This window comes from Hominenteromicrobium mulieris (assembly GCF_046197855.1).
Taxonomy (GTDB): Bacteria; Bacillota; Clostridia; order Oscillospirales; family Acutalibacteraceae; genus Hominenteromicrobium; species Hominenteromicrobium mulieris.
Genome location: NZ_CP173188.1, coordinates 157,263 through 176,726, shown reverse-complemented (window position 1 = coordinate 176,726; position 19,464 = coordinate 157,263). Strand labels below are relative to the sequence as shown.

The following is a 19,464-nucleotide window of genomic DNA, read 5'->3' as shown; positions in this document are numbered from 1 at the left end:
GAATGCCGCAAAAGAAAGGACCGTTTCAAATGAAGAAAATAACCGCTGTTTTGCTCGCCATGCTGCTGTGCATGACGGTATTTGCAGCCTGCGGCCAGAGCGGTGCCGCCTCCTCCGAGAGCACATCTTCCGAAAGCAGCGTTGAAGCCACGGCAGAGCCCACCGCCGAGCCTACGGCTGAACCGACCGCCGAACCCACCGAAGCGCCGGAGGCGTTCACCCCCGCCACCTATGAAGTCGCTTCCCTCAAGGGACCGACTACCATGGGCATGGTCAAGCTGATGCAGGACGCCGAAAACGGCGAGACCGCAAACACCTACAACGTCACGATGTACGGCACCGCAGACGAAATTACCGCCGGCATCGCGAATAAGACGATCGACATTGCAAATGTACCGTGCAACCTCGCTTCCGTGCTGTACAACAAGACCGAGGGCGGCATCAAGATTCTCGACATCAACACGCTCGGCGTGCTCTACGTCGTTGAAACCGGCGAAAGCATCCAATCCGTTGAAGACCTCAAAGGCAAGACGATCTATTCCACCGGCAAAGGCACCACACCGGAGTTCGCGCTCAACTACATTCTGCGCGAAAACGGTATCGATCCCGAGACCGACGTGACCATCGAGTATAAATCCGAAGCGACCGAGGTCGCCGCAGCGCTTGCCGAGGCCGACGATGCCATCGCCGTGCTGCCGCAGCCGTTCGTCACCACCGCTATGATGCAGAACGACAAGCTCCGCATCGCGCTCAGCCTCACCGATGAGTGGGATAAGCTCGATAACGGCAGTACGCTCGTCACCGGCGTCACGATCATCCGCACCGATGTGCTGGAGGAAAATCCCGCCGCTGTTGAAAAGTTCCTCGAGGAATACGAAGCTTCCATCAACTATACCGAGACGAATGCGGAAGACGCTGCAAAGCTCATCGCACAGTATGAGATCGTGCCGAAGGAGCCCATTGCTTTAAAGGCTCTGCCCGGCTGCAACATCCACTTCATCAAGGGTGAAGAAATGAAGGAGAAGGTCTCCGGCTATTTACAGGTGCTCTTTGACGCCGACCCGAAGTCTGTTGGAGGAACGCTGCCCGATGACGCTTTCTACTATACGGAATAACCCCGCAAAGCAGAAAAAAGTGAAAACAAAGAAACAGAAAGCCATAGCCGCCACATGCGCTGTGGCTTTTTGGCTATTGGTGTGGCATGTCGTCAGCCTCTGCGTCGGCTCTGAACTCGTGCTCGTCTCGCCCGTAAAGGTCGTACAAACGCTGTTCACGGTCATTTTCGACCCCGATTTTTTAAAGACCGTGTGGTATTCCGCTGCGCGCATTTTAGGCGGATTTTTCACCGCGCTCACGCTCGGCACGGTGCTCGGGTGGGTCGCCTCGCGGTTTTGGGTCGTTGAGACTCTCCTGCGCCCCATCACGGCCGCCATTAAAGCCACGCCGGTCGCGTCGTTCATCATTTTGGTGCTGCTGTGGTTTTCCGGAAAAAATTTGTCCGTCATCATCTCCATGCTGATGGTCTTCCCCGTCATTTACATGAACGTCTTAGAGGGCATCCGCAGCGCAGACGAAGAATTGCTCGAAATGGCGCAGGTTTTCAGGCTCTCAGTCAGCAAAAAGCTGCTTTACATCTACCTGCCCGCCGTCGCGCCGTTTTTCGTCTCCGCCTGCTCCGTGTCGCTCGGACTATGTTGGAAAAGCGGCATCGCCGCCGAGGTCATCGGCACGCCGGACGGCTCCATCGGCGCGGTGTTTTATCAGGCCAAAATCTTTTTGCAGACAAGCGAGCTGCTTGCGTGGACGGTCGTCGTCGTCGCTGTCAGCGTCGCATTTGAAAAGCTTTTTATGCTTTTGCTGCGGTTGGTCTTAAAAAAGCTCAAAATGGAGGACGTGTTAAATGGCAAGCGTGCATAATCTCATCGTAAAGCGTGGTGAAGCGGAAATCCTCAAAAATTTCTCCGCCGAGTTTCCGGAGCACCAAGTCACCGCCGTTTCCGGGCGCTCCGGCTGCGGCAAAACCACGCTGCTCTCCGTCTTATTAAATCTTCTGCCTGCGGATTCTGGCGAAATCCATGGCTTTCAAAAGCCGAGCGCCGTGTTTCAGGAAGACCGGCTGCTGCCGTACCTCACCGCCGCTAAAAACATTTCCGTCGCCGCCGGGTGCACGGAAACAGCCGCAGAAAAAGCGCTTTTGCAGGTCGGGTTCGACCCCGAGGACCTCAAAAAGAACGCCGTGCAGCTCTCCGGCGGCATGGCAAGGCGCGTTTCCATCGTCCGCGCCATGCTGACAAGCGGTGACGCCGTCCTGCTCGACGAGCCGTTTAAAGGTCTCGACGATCTGACCCGCGAAAAAGTCATGCAGTTCGTAAAAGAAAACCTCAAGAACCGCACCACGATCCTCGTCACCCACGATCCCCGCGATGCCAAAGATTTAGCAGCCGCAAAAATCATCGAGATGGAAACGGAAAAATGATTTGCGCACTGTCGTAAATCACCGCGCCGCAACGTTAAAAGTTTTTGATCCAACTTTTTTCAGAAAGTTGGTCGCTTTCCGCAGAAAGCGAATTTTTTTGCCTGCATAAAAATCAGGAAAGGAGAGGAGACGGTCCAGTGGACTGTCTGCTCGTGGAAAACCCTATTAAGGGGATTTCCGATGGATTTGCATAGCAAATCCATAAAATGCAACAAGCGAAGCCCTGCATTCTCATCTTTCAAAGAAAAAGAATGCAGGGCTTTTAATTGTATCTATTTCTATTTTAAATTGCCACACAATACATCAAAAAAGCTTCTTAGAAAGGAACAAATTCAGCTCGTCATCGTTCACGCACGGCGCATATTGGTCCCACACGCGGCCCTCATACCACACGCCGGAGCCGTCCGGCACATACCCGCGCAGCACGTACATGCGCTGCGCCGCACCGTAGCCGCTATGCAGACCAACGCCCAGACACACCGTGTCCGAGGTCTCCGCCGCCAGCGCTTCCACCGCTTGATTTACATAACACTTGCGCGCTTACAATTTCTTTTCCATCACAAAGCTTCGCACCGTCATGCCGGCGCTTTCATAAAACCGCATCGCCGATTTATTAAACGACCACACCATCAGCTCCAAAGATTCCGCACCGCGGCGCTTCGCTTCCGCCTCGCTCGCATACAGCAGTGCCGTGCCGATGCCCATGCCCTGTGCCTGCGGCAACACGGCCAGTTCCTCCATAACCGCCCGCACACGCGACAAAGTAACCGCATCCCCGGCATTTCCCCGCATCACCGTGCGGGCAAGCCCTAAAATTTTGCCGTCTCGCACCGCACACAGCATGATTTCGTGCGGGTCATCGCACATTTTGAAAAATTCGTCTTCGCCGAGCGGGACATTCGTCTTTCTGTAAATATCCGGGCGATTTGCTTGGTGCAGCGCATGCACAAACGCAAAAATTTCCGCCGCCTGCGCGTAATCATCACGTCCGAGTGTGCGGATCTCAAAGTTTTCAACGTTCTTCGGCATAGCTTCTCCTCTCCTGCGGCGGCGCATCGAGCGTGACCGAAATATTATCCTTGGATATCCCCGTCTTCAGCGCAATATTTTTCGTGATCTCCTGCGCAGTCTGCCGCCGCATACGCCCGTTCCCCGCAGGAAACAGCGAGATCGTGATTTTCACACCGCTCATCCGTCGTTCTGCCTCACCACACTCCACAGGTGCAATTTTTTTGTTCCTCATACAATTTTCGGAGAAAGCCAAGCAATTTTCTTCTATTAAAGAATATTCCTCTTCAAAATATGCGGGTAAAACCGAAATTTTCAGTTTTTTTTCAATGCCCGTCACCGTCACGTCCCGCACAGCCTGCACGTCCTTGTCTTTCCATGCGCCCAAAAATTCGATCCGCACCATAATCAGCATTCCTCCGCATCATTCAAACATGGCACAAACGCCCTGTCACCCTGTAACTGCGTTACCAATTGTCAACGTATTTTCCTCGCAGTCCAAATTCCTTTATTATTATACTTTGGACAAAACCACATTTTTAAATCGGAATCGTTTTCAATATAACAAAAAACAGGATACACAAGTGTGTATCCTGTAGGTTTTATATACCCTGAAAACTGAATAAAGGGAGAAGCAAGAGTAGAATGGGAGAAGAAAGCGCAATCTTGAACCAAGAAGGATTATGGTCAAGCCCTCGACCTATTAGTACTGCCAAGCTGAACACGTTACCGTGCTTACACATGCAGCCTATCAACCTTGTAGTCTACAAGGGGTCTTACTAGCTTACGCTATGGGATATCTAATCTTGGAGTCGGCTTCACGCTTAGATGCTTTCAGCGTTTATCCGTTCCGCACATAGTTGCCCAGCTGTGCCACTGGCGTGACAACTGGTGCGCCAGAGGTGCGTCCATCCCGGTCCTCTCGTACTAAGGACAGCTCTCCTCAAATATCCTGCGCCCACGACAGATAGGGACCGAACTGTCTCACGACGTTCTGAACCCAGCTCGCGTACCACTTTAATCGGCGAACAGCCGAACCCTTGGGACCGAATACAGCCCCAGGATGTGATGAGCCGACATCGAGGTGCCAAACCTCCCCGTCGATGTGGACTCTTGGGGGAGATCAGCCTGTTATCCCCAGGGTAGCTTTTATCCGTTGAGCGACGGCAATTCCACTCTCATACCGCCGGATCACTAACTCCAACTTTCGTTACTGCTCGGACCGTCATCCTCGCAGTTAGGCTGGCTTACACGTTTACACTCTAAGGCATGGTTTCCAACCATGCTGAGCCAACCTTTGAGCGCCTCCGTTACCTTTTTGGAGGCGACCGCCCCAGTCAAACTGCCCACCTAACAATGTCCCCCGGCCAGATTCATGGCCGCAGGTTAGAATTCCAATAACTTAAGAGCGGTATTCCAACGTCGACTCCGCCGTGGCTGGCGCCACGGTTTCCTAGTCTCCCGCCTATCCTATACATAAATTATCGAAACCCAATATTAAGCTACAGTAAAGCTCCATGGGGTCTTTCCGTCTTGTCGCGGGTAACCGGCATCTTCACCGGTACTACAATTTCGCCGGGCGGGTAATTGAGACAGTGCCCAGATCATTACACCATTCGTGCGGGTCGGAACTTACCCGACAAGGAATTTCGCTACCTTAGGACCGTTATAGTTACGGCCGCCGTTTACTGGGGCTTCAATTCAATGCTTGCACATCTCCTCTTAACCTTCCAGCACCGGGCAGGTGTCAGCCCCTATACTTCATCTTTCGATTTGGCAGAGACCTGTGTTTTTGATAAACAGTTGCCTGGGCCTATTCTCTGCGACCACATCGCTGTGGCACCCCTTATTCCTAAGTTACGGGGTCAATTTGCCGAGTTCCTTAACTACCCTTCTCCCGTTGGCCTTAGAATTCTCTTCCTATCTACCTGTGTCGGTTTGCGGTACGGGCGCCGAAGATATACATAAGACTTTTCTCGCCCTCGTCCAAACTTGCTTCCCTACTAAATTTCGGTCCCTTTCGCCCGGGGCAACCATCGCCCGGGTCAAGTCCTTTCAAGGTGTCCTCTTACTTAAATCTTTTGGCGGCTACGGAATATCTACCGTATGTGCATCGGCTACGCCTTTCGGCCTCACCTTAGCTCCCGGCTTACTTGGAGCGGACGAACCTTCCTCCAAAAACCTTAGATTTTCGGCCAATATGATTCTCACATATTTCTCGCTACTCATTCCGGCATTCTCACTCGTATAAAGTCCACCAGCGCTTACGCTCTGACTTCACCCCTTATACGACGCTCTCCTACCATGCATTACTGCATCCCAAGCTTCGGTGTACGATTTAGCCCCGTTAAATTTTCGGCGCAGGGTCACTCGACCAGTGAGCTATTACGCACTCTTTTAATGAGTGGCTGCTTCTAAGCCAACATCCTGGTTGTCTGTGCAACCCCACATCCTTTTCCACTTAACCGTACTTTGGGACCTTAGCTGTGGGTCTGGGCTGTTTCCCTTTTGACAATGAAACTTATCTCACACTGTCTGACTCCCGTACATCAATTATCCGGCATTCTGAGTTTGATAGAGTTCAGTAACCTCTCGGCCCCTAGCTCATTCAGTGCTTTACCTCCGGTAATCTAATACGAGGCTAGTCCTAAAACTATTTCGGAGAGAACCAGCTATCTCCGGGTTCGATTGGAATTTCTCCGCTACCCACACCTCATCCGCTACCATTTCAACGGGAGTCGGTTCGGTCCTCCATGGAGTTTTACCTCCACTTCAACCTGGACATGGGTAGGTCACCCGGTTTCGGGTCGAATACAACTGACTTCATACGCCCTATTCAGACTCGCTCTCGCTACGGCTCCGGACCTTAAGTCCTTAACCTCGCCAGTTACATTCACTCGCCGGACCATTCTACAAAAGGTACCCGATCACCCGTTGATGGGCTCTCGGTGCTTGTAAGCACAAGGTTTCAGGTTCTTTTTCACTCCCCTCCCGGGGTCCTTTTCACCTTTCCTTCACAGTACTATACACTATCGGTCACTGGGTAGTATTTAGGCTTGGAGGGTGGTCCCCCCATATTCCCACCGGGTTTCACGTGTCCGGCGGTACTCTGGATACAGCTAGCGGATTTTGCTTTTCGCATACGTGACTCTCACACTGTTTCGTTGGCCTTCCCATGCCATTCTGCTAAACTTAATCCTACACATTGCTGTCCAAACCCCAAAAGTATTACTACTCTTGGTTTGGCCTCCTCCGCGTTCGCTCGCCACTACTAGCGGAATCTCGGTTGATTTCTCTTCCTCGCCCTACTTAGATGTTTCAGTTCAGGCGGTTCCCCTCATACACCTATGTATTCAGTGTATGATGATTAAACATGACTTTAATCGGATTGCTCCATTCGGAAATCTACGGATCAATGCCTACTTACGGCTCCCCGTAGCTTATCGCAGTTAGTCGCGTCCTTCATCGGCTCCCAGTGCCAAGGCATTCCCCTTGCGCTCTTTGTAGCTTGACCATGTGTTCTCTTCTTGGAATTAGAAATGAGTTTTGTAGTTATTTCTCTTTGCAAAGAATAAACTTAAACTTTTTCGCTTCTTTGAAATTGCAGTTATTACCCTAAACAATTATTTGGATCGTTAGACCTTTTAAATAATTCTCTAGTAAATAACAGTTTTCTCGCATTTTTATCTGCTTCGCTTTATTCAGTTTTCAAGGTACATTTTGCGGATTGCTCCGCTTGGTGGGCTTAAGTGGACTCGAACCACCGACCTCACGCTTATCAGGCGTGCGCTCTAACCGGCTGAGCTATAAGCCCATATCTAGTTAAACCACCGGTTGTTCGAACCTTTCGGCCCTTGGTGGAGATGAACGGGATCGAACCGATGACCCCCTGCTTGCAAAGCAGGTGCTCTCCCAGCTGAGCTACACCCCCATATTCTTTTCAGAACGAAGATGCCCCGTTCTTGAGGATCAAGACCCTCAAAATTAAACAACGATTAAAAGTTTCCCCTGCAATCTAACCTAGGATGTTGAAGAACAACCTTAGCTGTTCTTGGTTCTCCATAGAAAGGAGGTGATCCAGCCGCACCTTCCGATACGGCTACCTTGTTACGACTTCACCCCAGTCGCCAATCCTACCTTCGGCAGCGTTCTCCTTACGGTTAAACTACTGACTTCGGGTATTACCGGCTCCCATGGTGTGACGGGCGGTGTGTACAAGGCCCGGGAACGTATTCACCGCGGCATGCTGATCCGCGATTACTAGCAATTCCAACTTCATGTAGGCGAGTTGCAGCCTACAATCTGAACTGAGACCGTTTTTAGGGTTTTGCTCCACCTCGCGGTATTGCTTCCCTCTGTTAACGACCATTGTAGTACGTGTGTAGCCCAGGTCATAAAGGGCATGATGATTTGACGTCGTCCCCACCTTCCTCCGTTTTGTCAACGGCAGTCTGATTAGAGTGCTCTTGCGTAGCAACTAATCACAAGGGTTGCGCTCGTTGCGGGACTTAACCCAACATCTCACGACACGAGCTGACGACAACCATGCACCACCTGTCTCAACTTTCCCCGAAGGGCACCTAATGCATCTCTGCTTCGTTAGTTGGATGTCAAGACCTGGTAAGGTTCTTCGCGTTGCGTCGAATTAAACCACATACTCCACTGCTTGTGCGGGCCCCCGTCAATTCCTTTGAGTTTCAACCTTGCGGTCGTACTCCCCAGGTGGATTACTTATTGTGTTAACTCCGGCACGGAGGGGGTTAGACCCCCCACACCTAGTAATCATCGTTTACAGTGTGGACTACCAGGGTATCTAATCCTGTTTGCTACCCACACTTTCGTGCCTCAGCGTCAGTTAAAGCCCAGTAGGCCGCCTTCGCCACTGGTGTTCCTCCCGATCTCTACGCATTTCACCGCTACACCGGGAATTCCGCCTACCTCTACTTCACTCAAGACTAACAGTTTCAAAAGCAGTTCATGGGTTAAGCCCATGGATTTCACTTCTGACTTGCCAATCCGCCTACGCACCCTTTACACCCAGTAAATCCGGACAACGCTTGCTCCCTACGTATTACCGCGGCTGCTGGCACGTAGTTAGCCGGAGCTTCCTCCTCTGCTACCGTCACTATCTTCACAGAGGACAGAGGTTTACAATCCGAAAACCGTCATCCCTCACGCGGCGTTGCTGGGTCAGGGTTTCCCCCATTGCCCAATATCCCTCACTGCTGCCTCCCGTAGGAGTCTGGGCCGTGTCTCAGTCCCAATGTGGCCGATCAACCTCTCAGTCCGGCTACCGATCGTCGACTTGGTGGGCCGTTACCCCGCCAACTATCTAATCGGACGCGAGTCCATCTTTCAGCGGATTGCTCCTTTGATTGCTGCTCCATGCGAAACTACAATCTTATGCGGTATTAGCGTTCTTTTCAGAACGTTATCCCCCTCTGAAAGGCAGGTTACTCACGCGTTACTCACCCGTCCGCCACTGAGTTGAAAAAAGCAAGCTCCTTTCAACTCCGTTCGACTTGCATGTGTTAGGCACGCCGCCAGCGTTCGTCCTGAGCCAGGATCAAACTCTCTAAAAAATTGTATCTAAACGCTTTCGCGCTCAAATCTTTTTCAGAGCTTTAATTCGCTCATAACGTCGTTCTGACGTTCGTCACAGATTTGTTGAGTTCTGTTTCTCGTAAGTTTCTTTGAGTCTCTCAAAGAAATTACAGGTTCCATTCTTTCTCTCGTTGTTTAATTTTCAAGGTCCTGTGCTCTCTTTCAAGCGGCTTTCCTTTTAAGCTTTTCGCTTTCAGTTTTTTGCCGTCTCTCTCGAGCGCTTGACTATAATACCACGTACAACCCCTTTTGTCAACACTTTTTTGAAAGTTTTTTTAAGTTTTTTCGAAAAACTACATCTATATGTTACGCCTTAATTCAAACACAATATATAGTGTATCTCCGAATGGGCATTTTTGCATTTACATGCCCATATACATGGCTTACGCAAACTATTTTACGAAATTTTTTTGAAAAAATCAAGAAAAACTTTTTGAAAAGGTGGTCTTAAAGTTGCAAAAGCCCCTCTCTGTACCCCAAAGCTTCAAGCACATCTTCTTATATATCTGGCGCATCAGTGTCCTTTCACTTCTGAACCTCCTCATAATCTTTCTGATTTTATCCGAAAAAAGTTTTTAAAACACTTAAAATCGCCGTGAAGTTATCGTAAAGCTTTACAATGCAACCCTATATCTTCTTATATATAGTTATAGGAAGACGCGTTTTTTGCGGTTCTGCTTTTCTCTTTATATATAGAAGAAACGCGCTGCGGTCATCCCACAACGCGTTTCTTCTATATATATAAGTATACTTTATGCTTTTGCCGCCTCGGCCTGCTCCGCTTTCGCCTTTTCCATCATCTTATGGTGCACGATAAGGTAGCACACAAAATGCGCGGCCGCCGTCACGGCCCACGTCACCGGGTACGAGAGGAACAGCATGAACAGCGTGCGGTTCATCTGGAAGACCGTCAGGATCCACACCACACGCAGCGCACACGCACCTGTAAGCGATACAATCATCGGCATGATCGAATACCCCATACCGCGCAAAACGCCCACGTGCGTGTCCATAATGCCGCAAAGGAAGTACGGTACGCACACAATGAGCATACGCTCCAAACCGTACTGGATAACCTCCGGGTCAGACGTATATATAGAAAGTAAAGGTGTGCCCAGCAAATACGCGCCGCAGCCGAGCACAACGCCCGTCACGGTCACACACAAAATGCAGATGCGCAGAATTTTCGCCACGCGGTCGTATTTCTTCGCGCCCATGTTCTGCCCGGTAAAGGACAGCGCCGTCTGGTAAAACGCGTTCATCGCAGTGTACACAAAGCCCTCAATGTTGGCCGCAGCCGTGCTGCCCGCCATAACGGTAGAGCCGAACGAGTTGATAGAGGACTGAATGAGCACGTTCGAAATGGAGAACACCGCGCCCTGCATGCCCGCCGGCAGGCCGACACGCATCATGCCGAAAAACTTATCTTTATAGATATGCAGCTTATGCAGCTCCAAACGGTAAGAAGCGTTCGTTTTCATCAGGCAGATGGCCACAAGTCCCGCAGAAATCACCTGCGAAATGACCGTCGCAATGGCAACACCCGCCACGCCGAGATGGAACACAATGACGAGGAACAGATTCAAAATGACGTTTACAACGCCCGCAATGGTCAAAAAGTACAGCGGGCGCTTTGTGTCGCCCACAGAGCGCAAAATCGCCGCGCCGAAGTTGTACAGCATCATCGCCGGCATGCCCACAAAGTATATGCGCATGTAAAGCGCCGCCTGACCCAAAACGTCCTCCGGGGTGCCCATCAGGGTCAGCAGCGGCTCCGCAAACGCAACGCCCACGGCAATCAATATAACGCCGCTCACAAGACTTGTCAGCACAGAGGTATGTACGGTCTCGCTCAGCTGCTTTGCATCCTGTGCGCCGTAATAGCGCGCCACAAGCACGTTTGTGCCGATGGAAAGGCCGATGAACACGTTGATGAGCAAATTGATAAGCGCGCCGGTAGAGCCCACCGCCGCCAGCGCCGTGTGGCCGGTAAAGCGGCCGACCACCACAATATCCGCCGCGTTAAAAAACAGCTGCAAAACGCCGGAAAGCATCAGCGGCACCGCAAAGCGCAGAATTTTGCCCAGCAGCGGACCGTTGCACATGTCGATCTCGTAGGACCGCTTTCCTTTTGCCTGTCGTTTCGCCATAAAAGCCTGTATCTTTTCTTTCATATCAGTAACCGACCTCCTCACCGATGAGAATGACATGAATTCTGCCCTTCACGCGCTGGCGTGCCAAAACCGTGTACATCGCGCAGATGCGATTTTCCGAGCAGCAGCCCGCGCACAGCTCGCCGTCCGTGCCGGGACACGCTCCGTGCGTGCACGGCGTGTCCAAATTCAGCCGCATGGCATTTGCGGGCGTCGCACAGCTTTTCACGCGTTTTGCGGCGTCGTCTATATCGCGCACAATCTTGTTGCACCCCGCAAAAACCAGCACCTTTTTCGGGCCGAACAGCATCGCCGCCACGCGGTTGCCGTTGCCGTCTACATTATAGAGCTCTCCGTGCTCCGTAACGGCGTTTGTGCCCGTCAAAAACACATCAGAGGAAAACACCTCACGGTACAGCTTCTCGCGCTCCTCGGGCGTTTTCGCGGTTGTTCTGTCCAAAAATTCATAGTCCCCGCAGCGCATTAAATCCATCACGCCGGTCTCATCCAGCGTCACGCTGCCGCCGCAGGAAATCACATCGCCCGGCTGCAGCAGCTCTTTTGCGATTTTTACGGCGTCCGCACACGTGGGCGCATAATACGCCTGCATGTTGTTTTTCTCCAGTGCGTCCATCACGCGCCGTATGCGCAGCTCTGCGGCGCTTTTGCGGTGCACGGTATCTTGTGTGTTCATGGTGTACAACTCCCCTTTCGGCGCGTTTCATGCCTATTTATGCCTAACCGCCGCCGATTTTTTAAAATAAGAAAGCACTAAGGACGGAAAAGCACATGCCTTTCCGCCCCCTAAAATTTTTATTTTGCCTTTGCGTCCGCAAACGTATTGAAGCACTCCAGAACGTGCTCCTTGTGTGTTTTATTCGCGTCTTCCTTTTCCGACTTCGCATCGGTGTAGATCAAAAGGAAGCGGCCGTCGTTGGAAAGATAACCCGGAACGGTGTTATCCAGCACCTTAAAGGTGCCGTCTGCGCGCACAGCGTCCAGAAGCGCCTTAGCGGTCTCGGAAAGCTCCGCCGGGAACTCATACACTTCAAGCTGCACAGCGGAATCTGCGTAACGGTATACATATTTATAGCCGTTTTCGGCGCCGATGACATCGTAAGACATCTGCACCTTTTCGCCCGCTGCCGCCTTGCAGTCTTCAAGATACTTGCAAAGGCCCTGAATGTCGTCGTCATAGCCCGCAGGGTCCTTGTCGGTACTCTCCGCGGTCTCGCCCTCGCTCGCCGTGGAAGACGTCTCCAGCGTTGCGACCGCCGTGCTTGAAGAGCTGTTGTTTGCACAGGCCGTCACAGATACGCACAGCAGCGCGGCCAGCAGAACAGCCAGCAGCTTTTTTATATTTTTCATGATTTGAACCAATCCTCTCTTTTTCCTCGTTCTTCTTATTATAGAACAAACGGGTCATACAGCTTGATTTTACCATACCCCACGGCAGATAGCAACACCCATTTGCAAGAAAAACCGTTTTGCCCGCTGCAACGGAAAATTTTGCCCGCTGTAAAATAAAAACGAATAAATTCTAAGCATATTCTAATTGACGTTCCCCCCATGTCATGGTATAATGAACACAACAAACACCGTTCAAATTTATGAGGAGGTAACGCCGTGAAAAACAAGGGTATAAAAATCGGAGTCGTGTTCATTCTGCTGTTCGCTCTGCTCTCAGTGGCAGGCTGTCAACAAGAGGACGTGGTGATCGTAGGCGCAGAGTCGGGACAGCCGGGGCCTACAAGCGGGCAGCTGCGCATTGGGTTTACACTGCTCGTATCCAAAGGAGCCAGTACTCAACCGTCACGGGATATTACCATCAATAATCTGTCACTGTCAGCAGACACGTCCTTCACCGTTACGAATACAGATACCGGCGATACAACCGTACTGACCGGTGCGGTGATCGACACAGATCCGACATTCACATATGTAAATTTTGACGAGGATGATGACATATTACCAGCTTCTACACGGGTAAGCATTTTGATTCCCTACACGTTAGAACCGGGAAATTATAAAGTAACAGCCGTAACAGGCTCCGTAAAGTACCCTTCGTCTTCAGGTACATCCGTCAAGGACTTGTCTCTGGCACGCGACGGAGACGGGCTGAATATCACCTTCACCATCGCCGCGCCCGAGCTGACCCCGACCCCGGAACCGACGGCAACCCCCACCGTGGAACCGACGGCAACACCGACTGCAGAGCCCACCGCAACGCCCACGGCAGAACCGACGGCCACGCCCACAGCGGAGCCCACGGCAACCCCAACCGCAGAACCGACGGCCACGCCCACAGCGGAACCAACGGCGACACCTACGGCAGCTCCCACAGCCGTACCGACTGCCGTGCCGACCGCAACCCCAAGCCCGACGAACCACCCAAAAACGGGCGATGATTTTGCCCCCACACTTTGGCTGACGCTCTGCGCAGGCAGCCTCGCGGCACTCGCCCTGCTCCTTAAAAAACGACACATTTAATGAAATCGCAGGTAAAAAGCCGACCACACCAGCGGCTGTCCATACCGGCACACTGAAAAACTCATGCTTTCACCGCTTGAAAGCATGAGTTTTTTTTGACAGCCTATATATTCTCCGGCCACGGATTGTGCAGGCAAGCTTCTTCGTGTTGTCGGCCAAGCTGCCGAAGGATTAAATATCTTCAAAGCGGCATCGGTGTCCGCGCAATCAGAAGGACTGCCAGAATTGCACCGGCAAATGCTGCCGCCCCTACGACTGCCAGCATTTTTTTGTTGGGCCGCCTCTTCGTTGCTTTGCAAATCAGTGCGGCACAAGTCACGCAGACAGCTGCAGCAGCAAGCGCGATGCCCAGCATTTCCCATAACCAAGACAGCTCATATAGGATTTTCATGTGTTCATCACTTTCCCTCCTGTTCATCGCAAAACCGCTGCTTTTCTAAATCTGTTCGTATTCCGCGAACGGCTCACCGGAGATTCTGCGTGCCTTATCCCTGTACCGGCAGCTCCACCGCAATCGTGGTGCCCTTCTTCGAGCTCTCCTCCACCCGGACGCAACCACCGTGGAGATTGGCGATCTCCCACACCAAAGAAAGCCCCAGCCCAACGCCGCCGTACTCCCGGCTGCGGGACTTATCCACCCGGAAGAAGGGTTGAAAGATGCTCTGTTGGTATTCCTCCGGGACGCCGCAGCCGGTGTCGGAAACGCGAATCAGAAGCTTTTCCGGCTTCTGCGTAACAGAAACCTTCACCGAGCCGCCCGAACGGTTGTACTTGACTGCATTTTCCGTCAGGTTAAAAAGCAGTCGGTAAATCAGTGCATCACTGCCGATGAGGAAGCCGTCTCCCTCCATCTCCAGCGTAATATTGCGCTTTTCTGCCAAAAGCGCGAGATCTGTGAAGACCTCCTCAACCATCGGGGCAAGCTGAATCTGCTCGTTTCGCGCCACCTGCTGCAAATTGCTCATTTCAAGCAGCGTTTTGGTCATCTGTGTCAGTCGCTCCGTCTGTTCCCGCAAAAGTGCGAGAAACTTCGTCGTTTCCGGCAGCATATCGGGATGCTCCGCGGAGAACAGCTCCAGCTGCGCCTGCATCAGTGCCAGCGGCGTGCGCAGTTCGTGGGCAGCGTTGCCGGTGAACTGCCGCTGGGCGGCAAAGGCGTTGTCCAACCGCTCCAGCATCTGATTGAAAGAGCAGCTCAGCTGCCGAAACTCCGGCAGAACATTCTCGTTAATCCTCATATCCGCCAGGTTGTTCAGCTGCACCTTCTCCACCTGAGATACAAAGCTGCGCAGCGGCTTGAGCGCGCGTCCGCTGACAAAATAGGCCAGAACGCCGCTAAGCAGTGTCACCACAGCCGTAATATACCAGTTGGTCATGCGAAAGCGCCCCTGCGCTCCGTTGACAACGATAGTCAGATCCTCATCGGGCGTTACGAGCTGCGGATTAAAGCTCTCTGCGCCTTCACTGTTCATAATAACCGTGTCGCCTCCCTGTAAGGTGTCCGCGATTGTGTCCATATAGTACACACCGGAGGAACAAAGCAGCAGATTCATGACAACACAGGTGACACCGATGAGCAGGACAGTCATCAGGGTGATGCGCCACTGCAAGGAAAGTCGCTTCATGTTTCCTCTCCTCCCATCAAATAGCCTTCGCCGATGCGATTACGGATGGGGTCAAACCCCAATGCGGCGCGGAGCTTCTTGCGCAGGGCGGAGATATGAACCCGGATAGAATTGCTGAAGCTGTCCACGCTGTTATCCCAGACGTGCTCCATCAGCTCTTCCTGACTCACAGGCCGTCCCTGATGCACCATCAGATATTCCAGAATGCCTGTCTCCTTACGTGTGAGTGTCAGGGGCTGCCCGTTGACGGCAGCGGTGCGGGAGCGTGTGTCGAACGTCAGCTCCCCGCAGGTCAGCAACACGGCTTGCTGGGTGAACTGCCGCAAGGTCAGGCTGCGGATACGGGCCTCCAGTTCAGCCAAGTGAAAGGGTTTTGCAAGATAGTCGTTGGCCCCTGCATCCAACCCCTCAACCTTGTCCTCCACCTCGCCGCGTGCGGAGAGAATCAACACCCGCGTCTCGCGGTCTGTCTGCCGCAAGGTACGCAGCACGGTCATGCCGTCCTTTCCCGGCAGGTTCAGATCAAGAAGTACCAAATCGTAGCGCTCCACACCCAGAAGTTCCAGCGCCTTTTCCCCGTCGTAGCAGTAGTCCACGCTGTATGCCAAGCGCCGCAAACTGCGGACAATCGTCTCGCATAGGGCGCGTTCATCTTCAATTACCAAAAGGTGCATAAGAGTCCCCCTTTTCATTTCCTTTTTCTTTATTATAGCAAAAGCAGATAAGATCTGCATTAAATTTTCGTTCTTAACAGGGATTTTATCTTTCCTGTGCTATGATGATGGCAGAAAAAGTGAAAGGGTGATAAAATTGAGCTGTGCAAAAAAAGCAGCGGCGCAGGCCACGTTGCTGGTTGTGGGTATCGCCATGCTGTGCTTCGGCGCATGGCGCGGCGAGGCCGCGACGGTACTGAGCAAAGCGATTAAATTATGTTTGGAGTGTGTAGGCATTGGGTAAGAAGTTTTCGGGCGCGTCACAGATTATGTCCCGCTTTCGCGGCTGGATACAGGCAGGGGCAACTTTATTGACCAACCTGCACCTGCCGAACTTCCTCAAGGGCAAACTGTACCAAGGCGCAGGGAAAACCGTCTGTGTGCCCGGGCTGAATTGCTACTCCTGCCCGGCAGCCTCCGGCGCTTGTCCCATCGGGGCGTTTCAGGCGGTAGTGGGTTCTTCTAAATTCAGTTTTTCCTATTATATCACAGGCTTTCTCATTTTGCTCGGCGTTCTGCTTGGACGCTTTATCTGCGGTTTTCTGTGCCCCTTCGGCTGGTTTCAGGAACTACTGCATAAAATTCCCACGAAGAAGTTCTCCACAAAGAAACTCAAGCCCCTGCGATACCTCAAGTACGCCGTACTGCTGGTGATGGTTTTCCTGCTGCCGGCGTTCCTTGTAAACGATGTAGGCATGGGCAACCCGTTCTTCTGTAAATACCTCTGCCCACAAGGCGTGCTGGAGGGAGCCATCCCGCTGTCCCTTGCCAATTCCGGTATCCGGTCGGCGCTGGGAAGCCTGTTTACATGGAAATTCAGCGTCCTGCTTACAGTAATCGTACTGAGCGTAATATTCTACCGTCCCTTCTGCAAGTGGCTTTGCCCGCTGGGGGCGTTTTACGCGCTGTTCAACCGGGTATCTCTCTTTCAGATAAAGGTGGACAAAAACAAGTGTGTATCCTGCGGAAAATGCGCCAAAGCCTGCAAGATGGATGTGGATGTAACAAAAGCGCCCAACCATACCGAGTGTATCCGCTGCGGAATGTGCATACGCACCTGTCCGACGGGCGCCGTGCGCTTCCGTTACGGCTTCGGAGACGGTAAAGATAAAACAAAAGCGGCAAAAAAAGCCGCAGAAAATAATAAACAATAATAACAAGGAGAAACAAAACAGATGAAAATGAATAGAACAAATACGGCCGGCCGATTGCTGGCACTGCTGCTTCTCGCCCTGATGATGCTGTCTTTGACAGCCTGCGGCACAAAGAACGGAGACAAAACGGACGGAATGAGCAGCGAACCGAAGAATGCCGAGGAAGCGGTTGCCATGCACAAAGATCTGATGGCGCAGGAAAACACCATTCTCTCAGAGAACAAAGCCCTTTGGGAAAAGGTATTCATGGCAGCCGACAAGGGCATGACCATGCAGGAGGACGGCAAAAACTACGGTGATTTCCTGCTCAGTACAATCGAATCCGCTAAGGATCAGTTTACGGAGGATGAGCTGAAGCTGCTCAAAGAGGGGGCGGAGAAGATCCGCGACATTGAAACCCAGCTGACCATGATTGAGGAAAAGTACCCCGAAGCGGCACAGGAATCTACGGATGGCGCTATGAGCGTGCCCGCAGGCAACGACACGACCACGCCGCCCGATGACGGCAGTATGCAGAAATCCGATGACGGCAGCATGCAGAAATTCCCCACCTTTGAGGGCAAGGACCTGGATGGAAATACGGTGAAAAGTGACGAGCTGTTCTCTGCCAACGCCGTCACCGTGGTGAATTTCTGGTTCACAACCTGCAATCCCTGCGTGGGCGAGCTTTCCGACCTGGACGCGCTGAACAAAGAACTTGCGGAGAAGGGCGGCTCCCTCATCGGCGTCAACACCTTCACGCTGGACGGCGACGAAGCGGCAATTTCCGAAGCAAAGGATGTACTGGCCAAGAAGGGCGCGACCTATCAGAATGTGTATTTTAACTCCGATGGTGAGGCGGGAAAGTTTACCACCAACATCTTTGCCTATCCTACTACTTATGTGGTTGACCGCAACGGCAACATCGTGGGCGACCCCATCGTAGGCGCCATCACGGAAAAAAATCAAGCGGAGGCGCTGCAAGCCCAGATCGACAAGGCGCTCGCCGCCGACGCAGGCTGACCCGAAATTTAAAAAGTGCCTGCTGCACGCCATTGCATTGCCCTTGGCGGGCGAAGGGGGGCGTAAGCCCTGATTCTTCTAAAAGGAGGAAACGCGATGTATCGAAGCGTATTGGCCCTGCTTTTCGCCTCGGTTCTGCTGCTGAGCGGCTGCGCCGTCGGGCAGCAGACTGTGCCGAAGGAAAAAAGCGGACAGGAAGCAACCATGGACGAATCGGCCTTTGACCGGTCCGACGACGAGATCACTTATATGGATACCACAGAAAATGTCATCTATCTGGCGGGCGGCTGCTTCTGGGGCATGGAACAGCTGATGCAGTCCATCCCCGGTGTCATCGATGCCGAGAGCGGCTACGCCAACGGCACCTGCGAGGCGGACGCCGATTACAAGACCGTTTGCAAGGGCGAGACCGGCTTTCGGGAGACCGTGCGGGTGGAATACGACCCCGAGCAGGTGAGCCTCGATGCGCTGCTGTTGGCCTACTTCTATGTGATCGACCCCACGGTACAAAACCAACAGGGCAACGACCGGGGCAGCCAGTACCAGACCGGCGTCTACTACACCAACGAAAGCGCGAAGGAGACGGTGGAGCGCATCGCGGAGATCGAGCGCGGCCGCAGCGAGAAGTTTTTCGTGGAGATCGGCCCGCTCAAGAACTACTATCCCGCCGAGGAATACCACCAGAACTACCTCGAAAAGAATCCGGACGGCTACTGCCACATCCCGCGCGCGGAGATGGAACTCTTCTCCAAACTGCGCATCGACCCGGGCGACTATCAGAAGCCCGCGGCAGAGTCCATCCGGGACAAGCTGACGGCGGAGCAGTACCGCGTCACGCAGGAGAACGACACGGAGCGCGCCTTCACGGGCGAGTTTTGGGACAAATTTGAAAAGGGCATCTATGTGGATGTCGTGACCGGTGAGCCGCTCTTTTCCTCCACGGATAAGTACGAGAGCAGCTGCGGCTGGCCCGCCTTTACAAAGCCCATCGAAGGCCCCGCCGTGGTGGAAAAAGAGGATCTGAGCCACGGGATGCGCCGCACGGAGGTCAGAAGCCGCGCCGGAGACTCCCACCTCGGCCATGTGTTCACCGGCGATCCGGAGTCCCCCAATGGCGTGCGCTACTGCATTAACAGTGCGGCCCTGCGCTTTGTCCCCTATGAAAAAATGGAGGCCGAGGGCTACGGGTACCTCCTGTACCTGTTTGAGAAATGATTTCAGGTGCATACACATCAAGCG

Annotated in this window: 17 protein-coding genes, 2 tRNA genes and 2 rRNA genes; 8 read left to right on the top strand and 13 right to left on the bottom strand. The window is 52.7% G+C overall.

Translation table 11 applies throughout. The features are described 5' to 3' along the window. The first annotated feature begins 29 nt into the window (after positions 1 to 29). Genes ACI0CA_RS00835 through ACI0CA_RS00825 form a run of 3 tightly spaced genes read left to right on the top strand, consistent with a single transcriptional unit; the run spans position 30 to position 2,476 of the window. Positions 30 to 1,115, top strand: coding sequence for an MqnA/MqnD/SBP family protein (locus ACI0CA_RS00835; RefSeq protein WP_395507347.1), 1,086 nt, complete (start codon positions 30 to 32; stop codon positions 1,113 to 1,115). Further along, the gene (locus tag ACI0CA_RS00830; RefSeq protein ID WP_446807021.1) at positions 1,051 to 1,917 is read left to right on the top strand and encodes an ABC transporter permease; all 867 of its coding nucleotides are present in this window, start codon (positions 1,051 to 1,053) and stop codon (positions 1,915 to 1,917) included. The genes ACI0CA_RS00835 and ACI0CA_RS00830 overlap by 65 nt, the downstream gene beginning before the upstream one ends. Continuing rightward, entirely contained in the window at positions 1,901 to 2,476 is a 576-nt protein-coding gene (locus ACI0CA_RS00825) for an ATP-binding cassette domain-containing protein (protein WP_308449956.1), read from the top strand. Before ACI0CA_RS00830 ends, ACI0CA_RS00825 begins: the two co-directional genes overlap by 17 nt. A gap of 303 nt (positions 2,477 to 2,779) precedes the next feature. On the opposite strand, the gene ACI0CA_RS00820 is transcribed toward ACI0CA_RS00825, so the two are convergent. The 10 genes from ACI0CA_RS00820 to ACI0CA_RS00775 form a co-directional block, all read right to left on the bottom strand. Continuing rightward, positions 2,780 to 2,989, bottom strand: a complete 210-nt coding sequence (locus tag ACI0CA_RS00820) for a hypothetical protein (protein WP_343285228.1) — start codon at positions 2,987 to 2,989, stop codon at positions 2,780 to 2,782. A gap of 27 nt (positions 2,990 to 3,016) precedes the next feature. Then, complete coding sequence (locus ACI0CA_RS00815; RefSeq protein WP_308449957.1) at positions 3,017 to 3,505, bottom strand: GNAT family N-acetyltransferase; 489 nt, start codon at positions 3,503 to 3,505, stop codon at positions 3,017 to 3,019. Beyond that, positions 3,489 to 3,890 (bottom strand): hypothetical protein, encoded by a 402-nt coding sequence (locus tag ACI0CA_RS00810; RefSeq protein ID WP_308449958.1) that lies wholly within the window; start codon positions 3,888 to 3,890, stop codon positions 3,489 to 3,491. Before ACI0CA_RS00810 ends, ACI0CA_RS00815 begins: the two co-directional genes overlap by 17 nt. Before the next feature lie 277 nt (positions 3,891 to 4,167). Beyond that, positions 4,168 to 6,998 (bottom strand): 23S ribosomal RNA (locus tag ACI0CA_RS00805). A 223-nt stretch (positions 6,999 to 7,221) separates the two neighbouring features. After that, positions 7,222 to 7,298, bottom strand: a tRNA-Ile gene (locus ACI0CA_RS00800). Positions 7,299 to 7,339: 41 nt separating this feature from the next. After that, positions 7,340 to 7,415, bottom strand: a tRNA-Ala gene (locus ACI0CA_RS00795). 134 nt (positions 7,416 to 7,549) lie between these two features. Continuing rightward, positions 7,550 to 9,066: ribosomal RNA gene (locus ACI0CA_RS00790) — 16S ribosomal RNA — on the bottom strand. The 16S and 23S rRNA genes sit together here with 2 tRNA genes alongside, the layout of an rRNA operon. 774 nt (positions 9,067 to 9,840) lie before the next feature. Next, a complete protein-coding gene (locus tag ACI0CA_RS00785) occupies positions 9,841 to 11,262 on the bottom strand; it encodes an MATE family efflux transporter (RefSeq protein ID WP_308449960.1) in 1,422 nt (473 codons plus the stop codon). A 1-nt stretch (position 11,263) separates the two neighbouring features. Continuing rightward, on the bottom strand, positions 11,264 to 11,935 hold the full coding sequence (locus ACI0CA_RS00780; RefSeq protein ID WP_308449961.1) for a lactate utilization protein: 672 nt from the start codon (positions 11,933 to 11,935) through the stop codon (positions 11,264 to 11,266). A 119-nt stretch (positions 11,936 to 12,054) separates the two neighbouring features. Next, positions 12,055 to 12,609: a hypothetical protein gene (locus ACI0CA_RS00775; protein WP_308449962.1), complete on the bottom strand. Its 555-nt coding sequence runs from the start codon at positions 12,607 to 12,609 to the stop codon at positions 12,055 to 12,057. A gap of 258 nt (positions 12,610 to 12,867) precedes the next feature. On the opposite strand from ACI0CA_RS00775, the gene ACI0CA_RS00770 reads away from it, so the two are divergent. Beyond that, positions 12,868 to 13,731 carry a hypothetical protein gene (locus ACI0CA_RS00770; protein ID WP_308449963.1) on the top strand — a complete coding sequence of 288 codons (864 nt, stop codon included), beginning with the start codon at positions 12,868 to 12,870 and terminating at the stop codon, positions 13,729 to 13,731. 181 nt (positions 13,732 to 13,912) lie between these two features. On the opposite strand, the gene ACI0CA_RS00765 is transcribed toward ACI0CA_RS00770, so the two are convergent. The 3 genes from ACI0CA_RS00765 to ACI0CA_RS00755 all read right to left on the bottom strand — a co-directional run bounded on the left by ACI0CA_RS00765 (position 13,913) and on the right by ACI0CA_RS00755 (position 16,030). After that, a complete protein-coding gene (locus ACI0CA_RS00765) occupies positions 13,913 to 14,122 on the bottom strand; it encodes a hypothetical protein (RefSeq protein ID WP_308449964.1) in 210 nt (69 codons plus the stop codon). A 94-nt stretch (positions 14,123 to 14,216) separates the two neighbouring features. Then, positions 14,217 to 15,356: a sensor histidine kinase gene (locus tag ACI0CA_RS00760; RefSeq protein ID WP_308449965.1), complete on the bottom strand. Its 1,140-nt coding sequence runs from the start codon at positions 15,354 to 15,356 to the stop codon at positions 14,217 to 14,219. Continuing rightward, on the bottom strand, positions 15,353 to 16,030 hold the full coding sequence (locus tag ACI0CA_RS00755; protein WP_308449966.1) for a response regulator transcription factor: 678 nt from the start codon (positions 16,028 to 16,030) through the stop codon (positions 15,353 to 15,355). The genes ACI0CA_RS00760 and ACI0CA_RS00755 overlap by 4 nt, the downstream gene beginning before the upstream one ends. A 136-nt stretch (positions 16,031 to 16,166) precedes the next feature. Between ACI0CA_RS00755 and ACI0CA_RS00750 the strand changes: the two genes are divergently transcribed. From ACI0CA_RS00750 to msrB, 4 genes are all read left to right on the top strand, one after another. After that, the gene (locus ACI0CA_RS00750) at positions 16,167 to 16,313 is read left to right on the top strand and encodes a CD1871A family CXXC motif-containing protein (RefSeq protein WP_308449967.1); all 147 of its coding nucleotides are present in this window, start codon (positions 16,167 to 16,169) and stop codon (positions 16,311 to 16,313) included. Between the two features lie 25 nt (positions 16,314 to 16,338). Next, the gene (locus ACI0CA_RS00745; RefSeq protein ID WP_308449968.1) at positions 16,339 to 17,223 is read left to right on the top strand and encodes a 4Fe-4S binding protein; all 885 of its coding nucleotides are present in this window, start codon (positions 16,339 to 16,341) and stop codon (positions 17,221 to 17,223) included. A 27-nt stretch (positions 17,224 to 17,250) separates the two neighbouring features. Continuing rightward, a complete protein-coding gene (locus tag ACI0CA_RS00740; RefSeq protein WP_308449992.1) occupies positions 17,251 to 18,225 on the top strand; it encodes a TlpA family protein disulfide reductase in 975 nt (324 codons plus the stop codon). Positions 18,226 to 18,474: 249 nt separating this feature from the next. Then, positions 18,475 to 19,440, top strand: coding sequence for a peptide-methionine (R)-S-oxide reductase MsrB (msrB, locus tag ACI0CA_RS00735; protein ID WP_373367789.1), 966 nt, complete (start codon positions 18,475 to 18,477; stop codon positions 19,438 to 19,440). The last annotated feature ends 24 nt before the right edge of the window (positions 19,441 to 19,464 follow it).